Below are 20,340 nucleotides of genomic sequence, written 5' to 3'. Positions count from 1 at the left end.
TTGACGATTGGAGGCTGGTTGATTGATGGAACTAAAGGACTCAAAAAAACAGTATCCGAATGATCAGGAAAAGGATCAGCCGGAGCCATTAGCCCCTCGTATTCATAGTGATCAGATCCGTCTTCTTTATGAGCAAAATCCATTTGGCATCGCAGCCCAAAGTTTTGCTGCCGTTTTTCTTACTATTGCGTTGTGGAAAGTAGTTCCCAGGTCCTCCTTGATTAGTTGGCTCTTTTACATGCTTTTGCTCTCAACTTTGTGGCTGATTACCGCTATTTACTATCACTTGAAAGAAAATCGATTATCGCAAGATACCTGGTTAATCCTTTTTGCTGTTTTTACCTTTCTCTCAGGTTGTGGCTGGGGAATCGCCGGCTCCTTACTAATGCCTGCTGAAAGCCTTGTCCATCAAACCTTTGTAGTGATCCTCATTTTTGGTATGACCGCCGGTTCAATTTCTTTTTTTTCCCCTGTTACGAGCATCTATAGCCTGTTTCTTTTGCCTACGTTCATCCCTTTTAACATTTGGCTGTTTCTCCAGGGGGGGATCTATATTATTTTAGGTTTTAGCGGCCTTATTTATATCCCTATTATTTTTGCCAGTTGCTATTACTCGAACAAATTTTTACTCACTTCGCTCTCCCTGGCCTACAAAAATGTAAACCTTGATTTACTTAATCAATTATTAGAAAAAAGGGTAGCCCATCGCACAAGTGAACTGGAAAAAAACCTGGCACTGACACAATCAACACTGGAAGCCACAGCAGAAGGCCTATTAGTGGTTGATCACCATGGGAATATTGAATATTACAATCAAAAATTTATAGATATGTGGCAAATGCCCAGAAAATTCACTCAAGACCCTGATTGGCAACTTTTCATTAATGAGATCTTCAAAAAACTGAAGCATCCACAAATATTCTTGGCAAACATTGATGAATTACAGGCAAACCCACAACAGGAACGTTTTGACGAAATTGTATCTATTAACAATAACGTGTTTGAGTGGCATGCTAAACCACACAAGATGCATGATAAGATTGCAGGTCGCGTGTGGAGCTTCCGTGATATCACCCTGCGCAAACAAATGGAGCAACAACTTGCTTACCAGGCGAATCATGATTTGTTGACTGGCTTACCTAATCGTACCTTACTTTATGATCGCATCAATCAGGGAATTGCCCATGCGAAGCGTGATCAAACCAGACTCATCATCATGTTTCTGGACATTGATAACTTTAAGCTCATTAACGACAACCTTGGCCATAATGCCGGCGATATGCTGCTCCAGGAAATTGCTCAACGCCTTCTTCTCTGTACTCGCGAAAGTGATACCGTTGCGCGTTTTGGGGGGGATGAGTTTGTGATCTTATTGGTAGCCAATACTCATAAAGAGATCCGCCTTGTATCACAGCGTATTCTCACCAGGGTGACACAATCTATTGAATTGGCAAGCCATGAGATAGTGGTGACTGCCAGTATTGGTATCAGCATTTATCCCCATGACGGAAATGATGCTGCTACGCTCCTTAAGAATGCTGATATGGCAATGTATATGGCTAAAAATCAAGGCCGTAATACCTTTAAGCTTTACCACGAATCAATTAAACACCATAGCAAAAAGAGTTTGGAAATGCAGATTGAGTTGCGTAATGCCTTGCTACGTAATGAATTTTATTTGCTCTACCAACCAACGATTGATTTAAAAACCGGGCAGATTATTGGTGTTGAGGCACTGGTTCGATGGCGACATCCCAAGAGAGGGATCATTCTTCCTCAGCACTTTATACCAATTGCAGAAGAGTCACGAATCATTATCCCATTGGGTGAATGGATCTTGCAGAATGCTTGCTTGCAAAATAAGGATTGGCAATCCCAAGGATTGAGGCCAGTGCGTATAGCAATCAATGTTTCTGGCGTTCAAATCATGCGCGAAAATTTTGCTGATATCGTGAAACACGCATTAGCGAATGCCCAATTATCTCCACAGTATATAGAAATTGAACTCACTGAAAGTACCATCATGAATGACACCGTTCAAAATCTCTATACTTTAAGACGACTCAAGGAAATTGGTATCAACCTGACTATTGATGATTTCGGTACGGGCTATTCCAGTTTAAACTATCTAAAGCAATTTCCAGTGAACAAATTGAAAATTGATCAATCGTTTGTGAGCGATTGTATTAGCGAACAAAATGATGCATCCATCGTTGAGGCAATTATCGCTATGGGACATAGCCTCAAACTCAAAGTGCTTGCAGAAGGCATAGAAACCGAAGCACAACTGCAGTTTTTACAGCAGTGCCAATGTGATGAGGGACAGGGATTTTTTTACGGCCAACCAATGAGTGCTGCAGCCTTCGCTAAACTGCTGAGTGAGGATCTGGATTACAGTAGCGAGTAATCATAGGATTTGGTTAGTTCACGTACAACAGGCTACCTCTTTTGCGGACTAGACGTCGCTTGGCAGCCTATAATGCAGTCATGCTTTTATAGCAAACTCAATTTGTAGCACGCGCCAAGGTTTCTTTTGCAAGCGTTAAGCGTTTCTCTACCTCACCTAATTCTGCTTGCAAGTTTAATAAAGCTTGCAGATCAGTATGAGATTGCTGCATGAGTTGCTGAGATTTAACCATGGCCTGCTGTTGTGCTGATAGACGCTCAATATCACTTTGCAGAGATTGTAACCACTGCTGTCGTGTACTGATTAAGTTGACTCCAAAACTGATGGTTGCCCTTGCTTTTGGCTTTTTATCCTGGAGATTGCATAAGGTTACCAAGACATTAATTTTTTGATTGATTCGTTGAGCAAGATAATACGCACAAGATTGGTTTTTCTGTGCCGCCAAATTTTGAATATCGGCTTTAATTTCATTAATAAAAGCAGAGGCACTTGCATCCCCCTGTGAATGAAATAACCCCCTGGGTAACGACTTGGTGGAAAAATGTGCATTCACCAATGAACTCACTTTCCATTCCAATTCGGGTAGTCGCGCTTCCAAAGCAAGCAAGAGTTGTTCAATAGTCATACCAGCCTGTTACAAGACTAAATCTGTTCCCAATTGTTGAACACGAATAGTACGTGACTGAAACCAGGAACTGACAAAAGGAGGCAAACACATCAAACACAACCCTGTAACCAAGGTCAACTCATAACGGCTAACACCACCCACATTAATTCCTTCTGGCGGCATGAAACTCACTACCAACGTTGTTAACCCCCCTACAATACCAATCCCGGCTACCAGGAGCATGCCCGCCATACCACCTGGAATGCGGAAGGCACGTGGGTGCTCCGGCGCACTTATACGCAATTTAATAGCAGCAGCAAACATTAACAAATACATCAACATATAAAGTTGCGCTGCCAACGCAGTTAATAACCAATAAGAACCGTTGACACTTGGCATAAATAAGAACAATGCAGATAAAATAGTGACGATTACGGCTTGGCTAATTAACATGACAATAGGCGCACCATGGGTATTTGTACGTCGAAACACCTCTGGCAAATTGCCATCTTCAGCAGCAACCAGCAAACCTTTAGTGGGTGCTATGATCCAGTTGCTCACACCACCAAGCCCTCCCATAACCAACATCAAGGCAATCAAAGGCATAAACCAAATCAAATGATACTTAGCAAAAAAAGCATCAAAGGCCTGCATAATACCAGCAACCAGATTAATCTCTTGATGGGGTAAAACAACGGCAATCGCCAGTGAACCTAAAATCAACGTGCTCAAAATGATAAGTACTGAATAAGTTAATGCGCGTGGAAAAGCGCGTTGCGGATTATCGACGTCATTAGCATGCACAGTAGCAATCTCAATACCGCAAAAAGACATCATAATTGCTGTTAGCGAAACCCACATGGATCTGTCCTGCCAGTGCGGGCTGATACTTGCCGAATCAAATTGCACCTGCAAAGGGTTACCTCCAACAATCCAGGCAGCGCCCAAGCCAATAATTAAAGCCATAGGCAACAGTAAACCGGAGAGCGCACAAACATTGCTAAACAAGGCAGAGGAACGCATACCACGCAGATTGACTAAAGTGGCGCCCCAGAAAGCACTGACAATGACTATCCAGAGGAAATAAGGGTTAGATGCCATAGAGGGGTTAATTAAATAACCAATTGTTCCAGCCACAAAAGATAAAATGGTGGGATACCAAATCACATTTTCAATCCATTGCAACCAAATTGCTAAAAATCCTGTTTTTTTACCAAACGCTTCTTTTACCCAGATATAGATCCCGCCTTGTTTTGCCCATCCAGAGGCAAGCTCCGCGGATACCAGTGCCGTAGGAATTAAAAAAAACAATGCACCTAAAATAAAGAAGGAAATCAACTGACTACCAAAAAGGGCTGTAGCTGGTAAATTGCGAATACTGTCTACAGAACCCACCGTAATCATTGTGAGACTGAAAATGGACAACGTGTGTTTACTACTCATTGCATTCCTTTTCTATTGTTCCAACGCTTACAAAAAGATTATTGTACCGGGGCAAGCTTAAGATAACCTTAATAATCGTGTAAAAAATAAACAAAAACCGCATTCACTTTACGCGACTCTGACCGTTTTGTAAATTAGTGTACAAGAGGAATTTAACAATAATAATTTTATTGGGTCCTGTCAGGATATCTCAACAATTTTTTAACACATAAAACTACGTTTTATAGGGCCAAATCGAAGGGATAATTCAACTTTTTATCATTCAATTACTGTGGAAGCGTGAAAATCTTTGCCAGTTCTTAATAACTTACGCTAGGATTATGATATGCCTTACACTAGGATGTGAATGATGCAACATATGCGCAAAATCGTTGTCGCGGGGCTTGCCTGGTTAACCTATTCCTGTTTTGTATTCGCTGAGGTCACCAATAATACTCTTTGTCAAAATGCAAGCACTCTCTTTATAAACGCCAATTTTATCACCTTAAATCCCAATCAATCGCACGCTACGGCTGTTGCAGTCACTAATCACCGTATTGTAGCCGTTGGAGAACAACAAACATTAGTAGCTAACTGCCGCGGTAAAAATACCCAACTGGTGGATTTGCAAGGTGCAGTCGTAACACCCGGCTTTATCGATACTCACTCACAATTCCTGCTCTATGGCTGGTTAACCGACCACGCTATTGATTTATCCACTACGAATGCCCTCGAGCAGCCTGATTGGCAACCAATCAAAACAACCTCCGCTTTTTTAGCCGCAATAAAAAATAAACTGAACACGAATGACGAATGGCTCATTATTAATGGCTACGATCAAATGCGTATGCAAGGAGAACCTCTTGTCCAGGCGATGTTGGATAAAATTAGTACCACGAAACCCATCATAGTCTTCTTTTCTTCAGGCCACCAGGCATTGCTTAATCAGGCTGCGATAAAAAAAGTACCCTCCCTGGCTGATAAAATTAATCAGGACGGCGTCATTCGCAATGCCCCCTTATACAATTTATTGGCAACTCTAATTAAAGAAGAGCAAGTAACAGCAGGGATTCAGACGGCAGCCAAGCGTTATTCACAACGAGGTTATACGACAGTCACTGAAGCACGAGCCCAACCTGAGTGGCTCAGTCGTTATGAGCAATTAACCAAACAGGATGATTTTCCGGTAGATATTATTGTTAATCCCGCGAGTGTTCCTGAAAAACAACGAATGGATCTGGTCTATCAAGACAAGCCGCGTCTGTATCCAGGGCCCGTCTCTATCCAGGTTGATGGTGCTGCAAATGAATACAGGGCCTTCCTCAACCACTCTTATTTAAACGTTAATTTGGAATGGAAGGGGCCTCTGAATTACTCGCCCAGAGAACTGGAAGCAATCCTGATGGCTGCAGGCCGTGCAAAAACACCGGTGGCGCTGGAGTGCGATGGTGATGCAGCCATTGATTTGGCCTTAAATCTTACAGCGAAAGTACAACGTTTTTATCCTGAGACGCTGTTTCATCCAATCATTGTGAATGCCCAATTTGTACGCGAGGATCAATTAGAGCGTATGCGCCAGTTAGGGGTGACTGTCAATTGGTTTGTACCCCATTTGTATTATTGGGGTGAGGCTTTATGCCAAAGAATACCTAACCCCAACGGATTCTATAAAGATACGCCCTTAGCCAGCGCTAAAAGGACATTTGGCACAATCAGTGCTCATGCCCACTCACCAACCACAGCCCCCAACCCCTTACAAATGATTCAGTTCATGAACACCCGTGAAATACAAAACTGGGATTCCCCTCCGACAAAGGCGTGTATCGACCGATTTGCCGCTAATGAGCAGGTGGATCTCACTGATGCACTCAAGGCACTTACAATCGATGCAGCCTTACTCTATGGTTTAGAACAAGACAAAGGTAGTATCGAACCAGGCAAACTGGCTGACATGACTATCTTGAGCGCCGATCCTTTACAAAGTAAAAATCTACCCACTATCCAGATTTTAGGTACGATAGTACGAGGGATGATGCATTTACAATCCTCGACTCCCCCGGTGAAGGAGATTTCCAAAGCAACCTCGTCTTAATCAGCACGGATTGCAATCAGGCACTGGCGTTATGTGAACTACTTCCATTCTAGCTGGTTTGCGTGATTGCTTTCCTCAGAATCTAGAAGGCCCCTAATATTGTGTTAATAAACAGCTCAATAGTTAGCGCGCTGAATACCCTGCCAAACATCAGCTAATGTCCATGTTATGCATAAAATACAACAATCGATATAATGCGACATTTCGGACTGTCTTAAGGATAACTTAATACTCGATCTGTATTATTAAGGTCCATTTTGCTGAAATGAGAAGAGAGATGCCTAGAGTTAAAGGGAAAGGCCCCATTTTAAAAGCTAATTTTGTTGGTAAAGGAAAATCCAAAAAGAATTTTTCTGATCTCAGCAGCACAACTAATTTGATGCTTCTTAGTATCGTAGGTAACGAATATTGCGCAGGGGAGTATCTGGAGGCAGCACTCAAGTATTCATTGCGACACCATCAATACACCACGCTGCTCATTGCAGATGAGGTTTATTGGCATAATTTAAAACCGCAAAGTTCCGAGGAAGCACCCCTTTCCCAAGAGAAAATCAATCAACTTAAACAGGATGCTCTTAAGTTAGGTGCTCAATATTTTGAAAGTAATTTACAACATTTCCTGGCCCCTCTTGGCATCTCAGTCAAAAAATTTAACGAGGCGCATGGTGATAAAAGCACTAAAGAAAAAATAACCCTTATCAACAGTCTTGCTCGCCGTGCCGGCCTGAGTTTCCAAATTGTAGGATGGCAGGATTGGACTGATTCTCTACCTGATTTCCAAAAAAATAAAGTTGCCATTAGGGAACTCTATGAAACAACCGAACAATTAAAGAAGAGTATCGAACATACCGCTCACGAGTTTGCCAAGCGCCATGAACAAGAAGGCGGTTATGACCTTTGGTACCAGCGTTCTGTAGGTTATTTGACGGAAGAAAGCCCGGCCGTAATGTGGCTAGGGGCAGCCCTGGGTTATAATTTTGTGACCTACCCAGGAGATATGATTGATACTTTTCAAGCGACAAAAGATTATTTTGTAGTTCCTTCCACCTTGCCTCCACAAGAAAGCCCCTCTTTTGCTATTCGTTCAGAGCAGCCTAATTTACTCGTTAATTGGATGCAGACTTATTTTAAAAGAGAAAGCCCTAAACCAGAAACAACTGTGACAGCAAGTCATCCGCTTCACTTTTTTACCCCAAAACCGGATCAATCCGTCAGTGCTGTTGTAGGCAGTGCAATCACTGGGGCGATGCTGGAAAGCATAACCTTTGCCTCAGAACCCCAAAAACAAAAATTTGACCATGCGGTTACTGAATTCAGCAACCTGCTTTTTTCACTGCAAAGTAAGGATAGAAAAAATCTGCTTGATTTAATGATGAGACTTTCCGTAGTAGCCGATATGATTCAAGATTACCAAGGGCAACAAGGGACCTCACTAGCAGCGCTCGAAGAACCCATAGTCGCTCAACAATCCATAGTGGCTTCGCGGACTCCCGCACAACAGGGAATCGCCTCGCAATCAACTGCAGTGTTGCAGGAAGAAGAGCTAGATCCTATGCCTGATTTAGAAGAAGTCATGTCAGAGCTTACTCTGAATAATCCCCCTCGACAAGATAAAGTGACGTTTTTCAGCCCTCTCATAGAACCGAAGACCAGCGCAAGTCACAGAGAAAATGTGGGAGTAACTCAACCCGATAGCAGCCTGGCACGCGCCTTTATTTAATCTCCCAGGGTAATTGCAAGGTAGAGAAAAACAAACCATTAGTTGTCTTGTCGAGTTCAGGTATACTCTGAGAGTTCCCCAACCAAAACAAGACACGAATGAATAATGATTTTCTTTTTAATGTTTTTACATTCCTTGCAGCAGCCTGTGTTATTGTACCTATCGCCAGTCGTTTTAAATTAGGCTCTGTACTCGGTTATCTCATTGTTGGTGTCCTCATTGGCCCTTTTGGCTTCAAATTTATAGGTAATGCACAACAAATTATGCATTTTGCTGAATTTGGTGTGATCATGATGCTCTTCCTTATCGGTCTGGAATTGGAGCCAGAAACTTTATGGCGTTTAAGAAAAGCCATTGTCGGTCTCGGAGGGTTACAGGTTACGCTCACGACAATGGCGCTTACTATGAGCGGCATCCTGCTCGGTTTCGACTGGCATGTTTCCCTGGCAATTAGTATGGCGCTTGCCTTATCGTCCACCGCGCTAGTTTTGCAAATGTTGCAGGAAAGAAACCTGATGCGCACAGCAACAGGAGAAACCTGCTTTGCCGTATTATTGTTTCAGGATATCGCTGTAATCCCAATCCTTATTATTATACCCTTATTGGCCCCGTCAGCTCAGCCAAATACAGCCATCCATTCTACCAGCTTCCTTCACGCACTTTCAGGATGGACTCATGCCGGAGTAATTGCGGGTATTATCACAGCGATTATTGTTGCAGGGCATTACCTATCGCGTCATTTCTTCTTCATCATTGCCCAAACTAATTTACGGGAAGTGTTCACCGCTACTTCCTTAGCCCTGGTTGTGGGTATTACTCTATTAATGCAGGCTATTGGTGTTTCACCTGGCCTGGGTGCTTTTGTAGCAGGCGTCGTACTAGCCAACTCCGAATATAAACGTACTTTAGAAACCGATATTGAACCCTTCAAAGGCTTACTGCTTGGCTTATTTTTCATTTCAGTTGGTATGGGAATGAATTTTACCTTGCTATCAACTCAACCCCTGCAACTGTTGGGTACGGTAGTCAGTTTTATCGCTATCAAAGCCCTCATCCTTCTTATTCTCGGGCAAGGTTTTGGTTTAACCAAGCTACAAACTGTCGGCTTTGCTCTGGCGCTTTCTCAGGGAAGTGAGTTTGCGTTTGTATTATTCAAATTCGCCAGCTCAGTCAATGTAATTTCATTAGCAGAAGCCAATTTCTATACACTTGCCGTTGCCCTTTCAATGGCAACAACCCCCTTTTTAATGCTCTTTTATCAACGTTTCATTGTCCCCTCCTTTATGAGTGCAATTCCTCAACGCCAATTTGATGCTATCGATAAGCAACAGCCCATTATTCTCGCTGGTTATGGTCGTTTCGGACAAATCATCGGCCGCTTTCTCACAGCCCAAGGCATCGAACTTACGGTATTAGAAAAAGATCCCGAACAAGTAGAATTACTGCGGAAGTTCGGTTTTAAAGGTTATTTTGGTGATGCGTCACGCCTTGATTTATTGAAAAATGCTGGCGCACAGCAAGCCAAACTGTTGATTGTAGCGGTCGATGATCCTGATACCAGCCTTGAAATCGTTAAATTATGCAAGGAAGAGTTCCCCCATCTGGCCATCTATTCTCGAGCCCGCAACCGCCGTCATGCTTATGAGTTGCATAAAGCCGGCGTCGATTATTTTAAACGCGAAATTTTTGATTCTTCATTAACGATGGCCCAGGAAATTATGAAATTTTTGGGCTACAGTGCTGACAGCATGCGCAGAAAAGCACATGCTTTCGCTCAGCACGATGAAAGCTCTCTCCGGAGATCGTTTGCTTTCTTTGAAAAAGAACACGAATTAATCAGTTTTTCCCGCCAAGCTTCCGGCGAATTGGAGCAGATATTACAAGAAGATAAGACAAGCAGTACAACTGAACATAAAAATTAGCCAAACAAAGGCCCATACAACCAGCAAGGCAGAAGAACCCTTCTGCCTTTACGAAAAACCTCTTTCACTGATCTTGTTCAAAACGAGCAACGCTTGAAATAATCTCATTACGAGCAGCGTCTGGTCCCTGCCAGCCGTCTACCTTGACCCATTTGCCTTCTTCCAAATCTTTATAATGCTGGAAAAAATGCTCAATCGATAGCAACAAGGGATGAGGTAAATCTTCATACGTTTTCACGTGATCATACATTTTACTCAATTTACTGGTAGGGACAGCCAATACTTTAGTATCTACGCCTGCTTCATCGGTCATTTTAAGCATACCAACCACACGGCAAGGAATCACGGCACCACTGATTAAGGGCACAGGGGTTACCACCAAGACATCAACCGGATCACCATCTTCGGACAACGTCTTTGGAACATAACCATAATTGGTAGGATAAAACATCGCTGTTGTCATAAATCGATCGACAAACAAAGCGCCTGTTTCTTTATTAACCTCATATTTTACTGGTTCCCCATGCATAGGGATTTCGATAATTACATTAATTTCATTGGGTACGTCACGACCGCTTTTGATATCCATTAACCCCATTTTTTCACCCACTGAATAATTTAGACGCGCTATTATGCGCAAAATGACGCTAAAAGGCAAAACTGTCATACTTAAGGTCGATAATGAGAACAGGCTAATGAAAACCCGTTGATCTTTAAATGGAGAGCCAAGCCATGCACAATTCTGATACCTTGAAAAAAACCATCGACCAAGCAGAGCAAGCGGTTAAGATTGGAGGGCTTTATGCTCACTATCGTCAACCAGAGCGCTTGTATAAAGTATTGGCCATCGCCATTGATGAAAATACGGAAGAGCCTTGCGTCGTCTACCAGGCTCTCTATGGTGACAAGCTCATATGGGTCAGAGCCCTTTCAGTCTGGCGTGAACAGGTTGAACATCAAGGAAATACCATTTTAAGATTTATCCTAAAAGAATGACTATCACACAGAGAATAAATGGAAGATAACTACATGCCACCACCACCCGGTGTTAGCAACGCTGTCCTGAAATCGTTATTCTGCTCCAAAGTGAGGAAAGCATCCCTGATTGCAGATACCCTGTACTGTCTTTCGGTTTGCATAAAAAAACCACTGCCAGTACTAAATAATTTACCCAACACAAAAGGAAAACCTATCACTGTGGCCGCGATGGCAATATTGAGAATAATCGCGCCTACCAATTCGGAGCGTGTCCTCATTTCTTTATAGCCTTGACCAAGCTTCATGCAAAATTCCTTTTGCGTAGCCGCAATTGCGGGAACATCAAGCCCTTTCTTTGCTTTGATAAATTGATTCAGTGATAAAACTAAACTGTCTGCCAACTCAATCGTCTGTTTGCCAACACCCTTAGCATCGGATAGCTCCATACCACACTGTTTTAATTGTTTTATATGATCATAAAGGACTAACATTTGCTGCATCAGCTTGGCAGGATTATTCGCTGTATTAAATGGCGGTAACCAGCGTGTTTTACCACCTGCTTCCCCCATCCAGCCTGCCGCTTCAGGAAACGACTCCAAAATCGCTGCAAGGCTCAAAAAATTTGAGCTCATCTCCAGTCGTTCCAAAATATTGCTACCAGTTGGGCCTCGCTCCAAAAGTAAGGGGAGTCGAGCCAGCTCAGGTAAATATCGGAGGATAACTCGCAAAGTATTGGGATTATCTTGCGCCCAATTCAACAGGTTGTGACCTGCTAGTTTTCCTTGTACGGCCTGCACCCGCCCTGCTTCCGGTAATGCTTGTAAAAGCAATTCCAATGCGTCCGGATTTTTGACAGCGATGTGCCACATCGTGGGTTCCATTTCGCCTTGGGTTTCTCGCCCATTCTTCGGATGTAAACTCCAAATAGCATGAGCATGGGAGTCCAACATGGTTTTTAAGGTCTTGGGATAAGACAGGATCAATTGCAAAACACTGAGACGACCTTTATTTGTCTGCTGCAGAGCCATTAACTGTTTCTCAGGGGGGTAAATGGCCAAAATCTGTTGGAAGGATTCAACATAGGGAACGGCTAGATGCAAAGTCGTGTCGTCCTGTGCTGTTTTTGCCTGGACAACTTCTAGCAATTCCTCCGGCGAATATAAGTCTAAAATGATTTGCAGGGACTCAGGATTTGCAACTGCTAAATGCAAGACGGTTTTCAGCTCCTGATCTTTTTCTTGCACTGCCTCTTTGCGCCCCTCCTCAGAATAAGCTGCTAAAACCAATTTTAAGGAGGCCGGATATCGTGCAGCTGCATGTAAAAGCGTCCTTCCGCGATATTTTTCATTCAACAAGGCAAGGCGTTCGGATTCCTCAAGGGTTGCCATTTTTTCTAAATGAACTTGTAATATGTCGGGAGAAGAGGCTGAAGCGTGCAAAATACTGGACGTGAATTTTTCAAGAGTGACGCCCGAATGCAGAAGAAACCTCCGATCTCTTTCATGAATCATTGCCAACATAACTGCCCGATTCGTAGCCATTCAAGTTTCCTATCATCTTGTACTAAAAATAAATCTCTGTGCGCTTTAAATGATCACAAAATTCACTATTGTACATACAATAGTTATCCTTGGCCAACAAAATTCTTGTTCACAGGGAATACAGATATTTGACTGTGTACGGGCGAGAGGCAACAAACAATTGCACCATTGCCAGAGCTCATGGAGTACCCAAAATAAATACGCGTAAAATTCCATTCTTTTATGCTGTCCACAATCCCTTGCTTTTATTCATTCGGGGGAGTAATGGATAATTCCTGGCTATTGGTAAGAGGGGGGGCTTGATAATTCACGCACTGCCTTAACTCAATTATTCTTCCAGCATAGAGCGCGCATTTTGTTGTGTAACCAGCATGATTATACAATATCAATTCCAAATCACCGGGAATATCGCCGGATAGATGAGCCTGAAAATAGATAAGGTTTGGATTTTGTCTTATTCGTTCATTCATACAGATAGCGACTTCAGACTCTGTTTTATGTTCTACCTCATAACACTGCCGTAAAGCCTGCATCGTGATTTCTAAAGCAGCCGAATTAGGTTCAGCCAGGGCAGCACCAGGAAAGAAGGGAAAAATACTCATACCAACCAAAATCGATTTACGTAAAAGCATAATCTTTTCACTAGTGGATTAGTTAAATTAATTATAGAACCTAATTATAAAAATAAATAATTGAGGATTAACCTAATCGTCCTACTCTATGGCTATGTTCTTATATGGCCGTCACCCAAAATAACCCATTTATAGCTAGATAGTGCTTCTAATGCCATGGGCCCCCGAGCATGCAATTTTTGCGTGCTAATGCCAATTTCAGCCCCCATCCCAAATTGCCCACCATCGGTAAACGCAGTAGAGGCATTAACGTAGACAGCCGCCGCATCGACCTGATTTATAAAATAGTCAGCGGCTGATTTATCTTCTGTAATAATCGCTTCGCTATGACCCGAGGTATAGTCATGAATATGTTTAACAGCGTCTTCTTTTGAAGAAACTGTTTTTATCGACATCTTATAAGATAAATACTCATGGCCAAAATCATCAGGGCCGGCTTGATGAAGCAATGTTTTAGGATAAGACTGTTCAAGCATTCTATAACTTAACTCATCGGCAAAGAGTTCAACATTCTTTTCAGCAAGCAATTCAACTAAATGGTATAAATCATCCAGGCGTTTCTCATGGATGATCAAGGTATCCAAGGCATTGCAAACGCTTACTCGCCTGGTTTTAGCATTGTTAATAATCAGACGACCCTTTTCCTTATCCCCACTGGCATCAAAATAGGTATGAACAATACCAGCACCCGTTTCTATCACAGGGATTTTGGCGTGCTCACGCACGTAATTAATTAACGCTTGCCCCCCTCTTGGAATACAAACATCGACCCACTCATTTGCGGTCAAAAGAACATTCATGGCCTCGCGTTCTGGCGGCAATAAATAGACCACATCAGGATTAATATTGTGGCGACTTAAAGTCTTATTGATAAGGGATACTAAACATTGATTACTATAGTAAGCTTCTTTACCGCCTTTAAGTACAGATGCATTGCCTGTTTTAAAACACAAAGAAAAAACATCAATGGTCACATTTGGTCTGGATTCATAAATCACAGCCACTACGCCCAGGGGAACGGAAATTTTTTGTATTCGCAAACCATTAGGCAACTGTTTTTCATCAAGTATGCGGCCTTGCGGGTGTTTCAAAGAAGCCACTAATGCAACATCAGAGGCGATCGCATGAACCCGCTCTTCCGACAAAAGAAGCCTATCGTATTTGGGATCAGCCTGATCCATCGCGGCCAAATCTTTCTTGTTTTCAGCAATAATTTGTTGCGTTTCTTCGCCTAAGGTCTTGGCAAGATCCAGGAGTACTTCGTTGCGCTTCGCTTCACTGAATGAAATTAAGCTCTGGCTGGCTTCTTTTACTGCTTTAAGTGCCGTCATTACTTTCTCTTTCACTTAAATCTCCTGGAAAATATGCAAATGATCATAATGAATAAAGATAGGCTTATCTTTTTGCCCTACATAGTCAGCTAATTTATTAGCATCATATTTAGCCAAACCAATTCCAATTTTCTCCCCTTCGAGGGTCCGAATCTCTATAAGATCACCACGCTTGAAATCCCCGTCGTATTTCTCTATCCCTACTGGCAATATACTTAGAACACGTTTATTTTCTTTTAAAAGTTGATATAAGCGGGGATTAATCGAAATTGAACCTGCTCTTTTTTCACTGTTAAACGCAATCCATCTTTTTATATTTGATTTTCTCTTGGCAGGCAAAATAATAGTGCCAATTTGTTCTTCTGCAATAATGCGCATAATCACGGAAGGTTGATTGATGCTTGCTATATGGGTAGTAATGCCAAGAGCGGACATTTTGCGGGCGGTGCCAAGCTTGCTAATCATGCCGCCGCGTCCATGCGTACTTTTTACTGCAGATACTGCAGGCCAGCCTTTTTCAGGTCCGATAACAGGAATAAATTCCGAGTCAGCATAATCCGGGTGGCCTGTATACACCCCTTCCACATTACTTAAGATAATTAATTTATCAGCATTCATTTGCGCTGCAATAAGACCTGCTAATTCGTCGTTATCGGTAAACATCAGTTCTTCAATAGAAACACTGTCATTTTCATTAATGATAGGAATAATATTTTTTTGCTCTACTATTTCCCGCAGTAATCTGGCTATATTTAAATAGTGTTGCCGGGTTCGAAAATCCTGTTTGGTCAGTAAAATTTGCGCAGCGAGGATTTTATGCGCTCTAAACATCGCAGCATAAATATGAACGAGTTCAGGTTGCCCCAGAGATGCCAATACTTGCTTTTCGGCTATCGAACTTCCATATTGCCGTCCCAGCAGCTGTTGCGCTACCTTACGTCCTGAAGCAACTGCACCAGAACTAACCAGAACAATAAGATGCCCGGCTTTCTGTAAGGCTACGATTTGCTCAACCAAATGCTTCATGATGGGTTCAAATGGTGTTCCATCATGCGACAAGATGCTTTGTGTACCCACCTTAATAACAATTTTCATAATAGTAATTCACTTTAAACCTTTTTAAATGGGTCGGATTGATTTGGATTCAAACACCCAATAGCTAACCTATTTGAATCTGATTGACCTAACAAGGGTTTGGAGTACCAATAACTGCTGACAACCATTTGCACCTGAGCAACCCCAGCCATAAAGTGACTATCCATTGACTGGTTTTCATGTCCTAAAGGCCTCTTCCATATCGACCTGGTGTGACCGCTTGGTTATGTCTGCAAAGACCTTACCATATCATGCCTTCTTTATTAATGCATGACTCGCCACTAAACCTTGCCAACTTTCTGCATAGGGGGCATGAAGCCTCGTACTCCGACTTCTTCACAACACTTATTGATCACAATTTACTCATCGAGTATAATTTATAAACTTTTACCCTGGCATACGTTGTTAACGGCTTTTTGAATCCATGCATAGTTTTTGTTTTAGCAGCAGCGTTTAAACAAAAGCGCTCTCCGTTACATCAATAGTTAGGCCGCTTGGAGATATGATGCGACCAATTTCCCAACAAGAATTCGAAACCCTGTTAGATGACTTGGCTCAAAAGAAAAAAGAGCTTGGCAAAGGGAAAAAATTGTCTCTGGCAGACTACTTACAGACCCATGGTTTTTTACCTGTTCTGGAAAGTCTTCATTTTACAGTACCTCAGAAAGCGGTCTTTCAAATCCCGGGAAAAAATGCTGACGAAAGTATGGTTACGTCTACTCAGGTATTACGTAGAACAGAACTATTCACTGAGCTGGATTTTTCTGGGCTTGTCACAATAAAAAATTGTAGCTTCGACTGTTGTGATCTCAGTGGCGCAAAGATTGAAAATCTAAACATAGAAAATTGCAGCTTTAATAACACCGTACTCAATAAAGCCTCAATAAAAAACACGCAAGCGCAGTATTGCTCCTTTAATGGTACCAGCTTTGACCATAGCCAACTGCAACAGGTTTTGTTTAAGCAATGCCCTGTTTCCCACTGCTCTTTAAATAATTTACAAGTATTTGATTCGGTTATTTGGCAAAACTGTCCGATGGACTATGTTTCCATCGTTGGTGGAGCAACCGCCAGAGAGGTTATTATCCGCGCTGATGATGGGCTTGGTGTAGCCGAGTTGGTAACCGATAAGACCATCTACTTTGATAAGATCCATGTTAAAAATAGCCAGCCTGCCATCTTGGTTTCATGGAATAATAGTATGCCTGGTGTAGCCGGATCACTGACCGAAACAATGTTGGCGGCACGCAACCTTAATCCCGTCCGCATGGATTACTGCCCAACTGTCAACGAAGTCGAGTTGGATAAAGAAATTACTGAATTAAATCAATTGGCTTCTCGGAGGATAGACCGGTTAAAAGCTGATTTATTAGCAAAAATTACTGCTAAAAATAACCACCTGTTACCACTGGAAATTTCTCTTCTTTTTGCTGAAGGCTGGAAAAAGGAAAAAATCAGTTTCCCCATGGTCATGATCGAAACCATGCGGGAACTTCATGCTAATGAGCCGACAAAGTTTCCTCAAATGGCAGCACTTTATGCCTATGCGAAATCCATGTTTGACCAGGTTGATGGAGTATTAATCCCCGGCGGCCAGGATATTGACCCACGCTTTTATGGCCAACCATTGCATTTAAAAACCAAACTGCCTAACTATTTAAACGGTGAGCTCTCCGATGCAAGACGCGATGCATTAGAATTTAGCCTGGTCTATATCCAGCAACGAGCCTCTAAACCCAAACCTTTATGTGGAATTTGCCGTGGCTCTCAGGTTATTGCAGCGTCGTATGATGGAACCCTGTATCAAGATGTAGGCGATCCAAAAAGAGCAGCTTATCTGGTTGAACGCCTTATTCCGAAAGCCGCAACGACAGAGGAAACGGCACGCTTGTCTACCCAGAGTAGATTAATTGCGCGCAGTAATAGAGAAAACCTGGCAGTCATTTTTCTGCATCATCAAGGTTATAATCTGGATACAGCACATGGATTGACAGCCACTGCGTCAACTCGAACCAGTAGTGGTTTTGACCTTGATACGGTAGCAGAAAATTTAGATCAAAACATTTGCATCACCCAATCACACCCAGAGTTTACTTTTGATAACGGGAAGCCTGGAAATAATGGTCTTTCTTCCAAAGTAAGTGCCTTGGCTGCTGATGGTATTTTTGGGCAATTTGAAATGAGGGTACGCGCCTATACCCAAAGCCAGAGCAAATACCAGCAATTAAGTTACGACCTGTCAGTCACAGCAAGACAAAGTGGTTTTTTTAATCCAACAAGAGCCCAAAATCATCATGACTTGCCTGTCCCTTTTTTAACGTTAACAGGCAGATGACACCAGCACTTCGCCATCTGGGAGTTAACACTCCCGGGTTGCACCCTGGCTAGGAAAGAAGCCTGCTCATCCAACCCAGTTTGCTATGTACATGCCTTGATTTTTTTTGTAAGGCTAAATCCAGGGCTTTTCTAACCTCCCCTTTATTTAAAAAGTCGACTAACTCTTTTTTATTTTTAGTGGCTGTTATTTTTCTCAATTTAGCCAATCTTGCTTCCACTGCCTTTACTGAAACATAACAGGCTCTTGCGATTTCCTTCGTACTTAGCCCCTGAAGCAAATAATAGCCCGTATGGGCTAACGTGTAGTTAAGATCAATACTTTCTCCTTCCACGTCGATCTGAATCGCTTTAATCTGGGTATTTTCTATAAAATAATCGATTTCACGATAAAACTCTTGTTGCAGTAGAGCGCTTTTAATCAGTCCCAGTTCGTGCAAAGAAAGCGCATGCGTCAAAGCAGCATCAATAATTTTTTTCGCTTTATCACGAAAATAAAGAATAAAGCGTTCAAGAATTTCCTGATGCTGAAAATAGAAATTATTCATTTCATAATGGTCTCTGGTTGTCGCAAAATTGAAATGCTCTTCTTTGGCTCCACTACTCTTGATAATAGTAACCCCATGAGCAATGTTGAAATTTTCTTTCGCATCGTTATAAACAACCATTACCGGATTATCTTTAGGAAGCGCATCCCAAATAATAATCTCATGCTCAGGTTGAAATGATGAGAGGTAAGTCGCATAGTCCTTATCAATACAATTCTTAAGCCAGGGATAGTTATTGGTTAGAAATATAAATTTATCCCCCTGTGATAATTTATAAGAAAAAAAAGTCAAATCAAATGACTCAAATAAAGGTTGAGCGATTTTATCAATGGAACGGCAGGCCATTTTAAGTGGTTTTTCACCTAATTTCAGGAACTTTCGATCTCTCAATTTAATCCTCCCTGAGATTGAGAAAGATAAAAAAACGTTAACGAGTCTCTTAATAGTTTGGAAAAAGACTCTAATTGATTGTTATCTAAAACAAGTTAACTCGACTCGCTCCCCCAATTGCAATTTGGCCACCGCTCCCAATAAGAGAGGGAAGTTTGTATAACCATGCCCAATTCCTTCTATTTGTGCAACGGGAATGGGGCTGTTTTGCGCAAATCGCTCCAGTACCGGTTTAACCAGAGAAGAACCATTTGGCTCATTGCCAGTAAGAAAATCACCAAATAAAATAGCTGCTGCCTCTTTAAAAACACTTGCCTGGGATAAATGCTCCAGCATGCGATCAACACGATAGCCTCGCTCGCCTACTTCTTCTAAAAAAATAATTTTGTTTTGCCCATCAAGTTGCCATATTGTGCCAATACTTGTTTGTACCAGGGTTAAATTTCCTCCTGTTAACCTCGCCTCGATTACCTTATCGCTTGCAGCAAGTTCATTCAGCGGCAAACCCGATAAGCTAATTTGTTCCACGTCTCCAAATAAGATTGATTTTAATGAAAGAATCGATTCAGGAGAAAATTTATCTCTTGCAAGCGCACCATGAATAGTTGGCCATTGCCACTGTTGCTCGAGAAACAAATGAATCGCAGTGATATCACTCATACCAACAAAGAGTTTGGGAGGATTTACCGGTGTTATTTGACTTAGTTGGGGCAGTAACCGCATGCTGCCATAGCCGCCACGGGCACAAATAACCGCTTTGGTTGCTGAATTTAATAGAGCCTTTCTTAACAGATTGAAGCGTATCTCATCGGTATTGGCACATAACAAGTCATTACCAAAAATAGCTTGATCAATGATGCAATTTAATTGCCATGACCCCAGCAAATCGTTCAGATCACTCAATACCTCATCAGTACAACGGGAGGCAGGTGCAATAATTTCAACACTATCACCAGGCTTTAATACAGGTAATCGTTGCATAGTGGTAGGTCCTGCCTCTCTTCAAATGTTTCAGTGCCTGGCGAATTTGTCATCGAAGATGAATTAGCTAGAAATGACAAACATCGCAAGATCGATGATATCGGTCAAATTATAAGGAAGTACAACATGCATTAAAAGGCACTCAGGCCCTCATTGGCTTCAATTTAATTTTATCTTGAAATAAAATAATGCTTTTTGATCTTGTCTTCTACTCACCATTTTCTTACGATCCGCCCGGAACATCCAAGCGTATGCGTTTTATCAAGTCACTACAAATAAGTGCTGCCGTTAAATACGCCTATGAAACGCTCTAATTTCCAAATTCAAGCAACTGAGCATA

General features: G+C 42.1%; 15 protein-coding genes. 6 read left to right on the top strand and 9 right to left on the bottom strand.

The annotated features are described in order from the left end of the window. Positions 1-25: 25 nt before the first annotated feature. On the top strand, positions 26-2,407 hold the full coding sequence (locus ACN4Z1_RS07965) for an EAL domain-containing protein (protein WP_228364980.1): 2,382 nt from the start codon (positions 26-28) through the stop codon (positions 2,405-2,407). Positions 2,408-2,504: 97 nt separating this feature from the next. On the opposite strand, the gene ACN4Z1_RS07960 is transcribed toward ACN4Z1_RS07965, so the two are convergent. Together ACN4Z1_RS07960 and ACN4Z1_RS07955 are read right to left on the bottom strand one after the other, a co-directional pair. Then, positions 2,505-3,032 carry a hypothetical protein gene (locus tag ACN4Z1_RS07960; protein ID WP_228364981.1) on the bottom strand — a complete coding sequence of 176 codons (528 nt, stop codon included), beginning with the start codon at positions 3,030-3,032 and terminating at the stop codon, positions 2,505-2,507. Positions 3,033-3,041: 9 nt separating this feature from the next. Next, on the bottom strand, positions 3,042-4,457 hold the full coding sequence (locus tag ACN4Z1_RS07955) for an APC family permease (protein ID WP_228364982.1): 1,416 nt from the start codon (positions 4,455-4,457) through the stop codon (positions 3,042-3,044). A 346-nt stretch (positions 4,458-4,803) separates the two neighbouring features. On the opposite strand from ACN4Z1_RS07955, the gene ACN4Z1_RS07950 reads away from it, so the two are divergent. From ACN4Z1_RS07950 to ACN4Z1_RS07940, 3 genes are all read left to right on the top strand, one after another. Continuing rightward, entirely contained in the window at positions 4,804-6,528 is a 1,725-nt protein-coding gene (locus tag ACN4Z1_RS07950) for an amidohydrolase (protein ID WP_228364983.1), read from the top strand. A 277-nt stretch (positions 6,529-6,805) separates the two neighbouring features. Further along, positions 6,806-8,248 (top strand): hypothetical protein, encoded by a 1,443-nt coding sequence (locus tag ACN4Z1_RS07945; protein WP_228364984.1) that lies wholly within the window; start codon positions 6,806-6,808, stop codon positions 8,246-8,248. Positions 8,249-8,346: 98 nt separating this feature from the next. Beyond that, positions 8,347-10,170 (top strand): monovalent cation:proton antiporter-2 (CPA2) family protein, encoded by a 1,824-nt coding sequence (locus ACN4Z1_RS07940; protein ID WP_228364985.1) that lies wholly within the window; start codon positions 8,347-8,349, stop codon positions 10,168-10,170. A 64-nt stretch (positions 10,171-10,234) separates the two neighbouring features. Here ACN4Z1_RS07940 and ppa read toward each other — a convergent pair whose 3' ends face one another. Beyond that, positions 10,235-10,768, bottom strand: coding sequence for an inorganic diphosphatase (gene ppa, locus ACN4Z1_RS07935; RefSeq protein WP_115222775.1), 534 nt, complete (start codon positions 10,766-10,768; stop codon positions 10,235-10,237). A gap of 134 nt (positions 10,769-10,902) precedes the next feature. On the opposite strand from ppa, the gene ACN4Z1_RS07930 reads away from it, so the two are divergent. Beyond that, positions 10,903-11,166 (top strand): DUF1653 domain-containing protein, encoded by a 264-nt coding sequence (locus tag ACN4Z1_RS07930; RefSeq protein WP_228364986.1) that lies wholly within the window; start codon positions 10,903-10,905, stop codon positions 11,164-11,166. Positions 11,167-11,195: 29 nt separating this feature from the next. Here ACN4Z1_RS07930 and ACN4Z1_RS07925 read toward each other — a convergent pair whose 3' ends face one another. The 4 genes from ACN4Z1_RS07925 to proB form a co-directional block, all read right to left on the bottom strand. Further along, positions 11,196-12,689, bottom strand: a complete 1,494-nt coding sequence (locus ACN4Z1_RS07925) for a hypothetical protein (RefSeq protein WP_228364987.1) — start codon at positions 12,687-12,689, stop codon at positions 11,196-11,198. A 245-nt stretch (positions 12,690-12,934) separates the two neighbouring features. Then, positions 12,935-13,321: a hypothetical protein gene (locus tag ACN4Z1_RS07920; protein ID WP_228364988.1), complete on the bottom strand. Its 387-nt coding sequence runs from the start codon at positions 13,319-13,321 to the stop codon at positions 12,935-12,937. A gap of 92 nt (positions 13,322-13,413) precedes the next feature. Next, the gene (locus ACN4Z1_RS07915; RefSeq protein ID WP_228364989.1) at positions 13,414-14,667 is read right to left on the bottom strand and encodes a glutamate-5-semialdehyde dehydrogenase; all 1,254 of its coding nucleotides are present in this window, start codon (positions 14,665-14,667) and stop codon (positions 13,414-13,416) included. Further along, on the bottom strand, positions 14,668-15,747 hold the full coding sequence (proB, locus tag ACN4Z1_RS07910; RefSeq protein ID WP_419388111.1) for a glutamate 5-kinase: 1,080 nt from the start codon (positions 15,745-15,747) through the stop codon (positions 14,668-14,670). It abuts the gene before it with no gap. 502 nt (positions 15,748-16,249) lie between these two features. On the opposite strand from proB, the gene ACN4Z1_RS07905 reads away from it, so the two are divergent. Then, a complete protein-coding gene (locus ACN4Z1_RS07905; protein ID WP_419423043.1) occupies positions 16,250-18,082 on the top strand; it encodes a gamma-glutamyl-gamma-aminobutyrate hydrolase family protein in 1,833 nt (610 codons plus the stop codon). Between the two features lie 49 nt (positions 18,083-18,131). Here the strand turns inward: ACN4Z1_RS07905 and ACN4Z1_RS07900 are convergent, their stop codons facing one another. Then, positions 18,132-19,019: a helix-turn-helix transcriptional regulator gene (locus ACN4Z1_RS07900; protein ID WP_419388109.1), complete on the bottom strand. Its 888-nt coding sequence runs from the start codon at positions 19,017-19,019 to the stop codon at positions 18,132-18,134. An 81-nt stretch (positions 19,020-19,100) separates the two neighbouring features. Further along, on the bottom strand, positions 19,101-20,000 hold the full coding sequence (locus tag ACN4Z1_RS07895; protein ID WP_228364993.1) for a S66 peptidase family protein: 900 nt from the start codon (positions 19,998-20,000) through the stop codon (positions 19,101-19,103). Between the last annotated feature and the right edge of the window lie 340 nt (positions 20,001-20,340).

Origin of the sequence: Legionella sp. ST3F1 (genome assembly GCF_048553315.1) — a bacterium.
GTDB lineage: Bacteria > Pseudomonadota > Gammaproteobacteria > Legionellales > Legionellaceae > Tatlockia > Tatlockia donaldsonii.
This window is presented reverse-complemented; position numbering and strand designations above follow the sequence as displayed.

Excerpts from the sequence above, each read along its gene's own strand:
- ACN4Z1_RS07965 (WP_228364980.1), top strand. The coding sequence starts at position 26 with ATGGAACTAAAGGACTCAAAAAAACAGTATCCGAATGATCAGGAAAAG.
- ACN4Z1_RS07960 (WP_228364981.1), bottom strand. The coding sequence starts at position 3,032 with ATGACTATTGAACAACTCTTGCTTGCTTTGGAAGCGCGACTACCCGAA.
- ACN4Z1_RS07955 (WP_228364982.1), bottom strand. The coding sequence starts at position 4,457 with ATGAGTAGTAAACACACGTTGTCCATTTTCAGTCTCACAATGATTACG.
- ACN4Z1_RS07950 (WP_228364983.1), top strand. The coding sequence starts at position 4,804 with ATGATGCAACATATGCGCAAAATCGTTGTCGCGGGGCTTGCCTGGTTA.
- ACN4Z1_RS07945 (WP_228364984.1), top strand. The coding sequence starts at position 6,806 with ATGCCTAGAGTTAAAGGGAAAGGCCCCATTTTAAAAGCTAATTTTGTT.
- ACN4Z1_RS07940 (WP_228364985.1), top strand. The coding sequence starts at position 8,347 with ATGAATAATGATTTTCTTTTTAATGTTTTTACATTCCTTGCAGCAGCC.
- ppa (WP_115222775.1), bottom strand. The coding sequence starts at position 10,768 with ATGGGGTTAATGGATATCAAAAGCGGTCGTGACGTACCCAATGAAATT.
- ACN4Z1_RS07930 (WP_228364986.1), top strand. The coding sequence starts at position 10,903 with ATGCACAATTCTGATACCTTGAAAAAAACCATCGACCAAGCAGAGCAA.
- ACN4Z1_RS07925 (WP_228364987.1), bottom strand. The coding sequence starts at position 12,689 with ATGGCTACGAATCGGGCAGTTATGTTGGCAATGATTCATGAAAGAGAT.
- ACN4Z1_RS07920 (WP_228364988.1), bottom strand. The coding sequence starts at position 13,321 with ATGCTTTTACGTAAATCGATTTTGGTTGGTATGAGTATTTTTCCCTTC.
- proB (WP_419388111.1), bottom strand. The coding sequence starts at position 15,747 with ATGAAAATTGTTATTAAGGTGGGTACACAAAGCATCTTGTCGCATGAT.
- ACN4Z1_RS07905 (WP_419423043.1), top strand. The coding sequence starts at position 16,250 with ATGATGCGACCAATTTCCCAACAAGAATTCGAAACCCTGTTAGATGAC.
- ACN4Z1_RS07895 (WP_228364993.1), bottom strand. The coding sequence starts at position 20,000 with ATGCAACGATTACCTGTATTAAAGCCTGGTGATAGTGTTGAAATTATT.